Here is a 728-nt window from a genome sequence, read left to right as displayed (position 1 = left end):
GTAGAAATAATGTTTAAATTTACATTGACGAGTTGTTATCTTATTTGGTAACTGGTTTTAGATCAGCACTAATAAACACATCTTTTGGAGTTGTGTATACGTCCGAAATATTAAGATAACACATTCAAATAAAAGGCTTTAAAGTATTTATACTTACTTATAGTTGGTTAGTAATTGTCAGTGATTAAAATTTTAACAAAAACAAGCATCAAAACCGTTAATAAATTATCTAAGATAGAATACTCTCCAGTCCGTCAAACCTAAAAACACAACATTAACACCTATGTTGCCAACCAATATAGCCACACCTTTAGCCAAGAAATAAAATAAGCCTCTCTTTTCGCCAGCCGCCGTATCTGTTCTGACAGTTTGGTGCTTTAAAGACGCTCCTTTTAACATCAGGCGTCACGGCCAAGACTAAAGATAGCATACCATATCTAGCTTATGCTCTTTTGGCTGTCTCGTGCTCTAGCTCTTGTCACCAATACTTATAGCTATACCACCATCTGCTTTGGTGTTTTTAGTCATGCATCTATTATGTCTTTTGTATTGGATTAAAATTTTGCGTCATCAAATAGTGCTTTTTGTAGAGTTTAACTTTGCTGGTTTGGTTGGTAGAAGCTTTGGTTGATACCTTTATGTTCTGCTCTAAATTCAAGGGGTAGCTACCAAGTGCGTTTATCATCTTAGATCCTTTTAGCTTTAACTCACACCTAAGATATCGTCTT

At 34.9% G+C, this 728-nt stretch carries 1 pseudogene; it reads right to left on the bottom strand.

The window, feature by feature from the left end:
• Positions 1-535: 535 nt before the first annotated feature.
• Positions 536-728: pseudogene (locus CYP77_RS09885) on the bottom strand (hypothetical protein); the annotation flags it as partial.

This window comes from Campylobacter concisus (assembly GCF_002913865.1).
Classification (GTDB): domain Bacteria; phylum Campylobacterota; class Campylobacteria; order Campylobacterales; family Campylobacteraceae; genus Campylobacter_A; species Campylobacter_A concisus_AM.
Note: the sequence above shows the minus strand (reverse complement) of the source record. Positions and strands in the feature narration are given on the sequence as shown.